Here is a 517-nt window from a genome sequence, read left to right on the forward strand (position 1 = left end):
AAAATCTGGGTGACACCGGAAGTGAGACTGCTGCTCACACTACTGCTGCTCCCTCCCCCGCCAGAGTCACCCCAGGTAACAACAGAGCCATCGCTTTTTAGCGCCGCAAATGCAGTAACAGTAGAGAAAATCTGAGTGACGCCGGATGTCAGTCTGCTGCTCACACTACTGCTGCTCCCTCCAGCACCAGAGTCACCCCAGGTGACAACAGAGCCATCGCTTTTTAGCGCCGCAAATGCAGTAACAGTAGAGAAAATCTGGGTGACGCCGGATGTCAGTCTGCTGCTCACACTACTGCTATCCCCTCCATATTCACGGATACCCCAGGTAACAACAGAGCCATCGCTTTTTAGCGCCGCAAATGCACCAACATTGGAGAAAATCTGGGTGACACCGGAAGTGAGACTGCTGCTCACACTACTGCTGTTCCCTACCCGGCCAGAGTCACCCCAGGTAACAACAGAGCCATCGCTTTTTAGCGCCGCAAATGCACTATCATTGGAGAAAATCTGGGTGA

Annotated in this window: 1 pseudogene; it reads right to left on the reverse strand. The window is 53.0% G+C overall.

Annotation, left to right across the window (positions count from 1 at the left end):
- Window positions 1-517 (reverse strand): annotated as a pseudogene (locus ASL19_RS17785) (hypothetical protein); the annotation flags it as partial.

This window comes from Cylindrospermopsis sp. CR12, assembly GCF_001432185.1.
In the GTDB taxonomy this organism is placed as follows: domain Bacteria; phylum Cyanobacteriota; class Cyanobacteriia; order Cyanobacteriales; family Nostocaceae; genus Raphidiopsis; species Raphidiopsis raciborskii.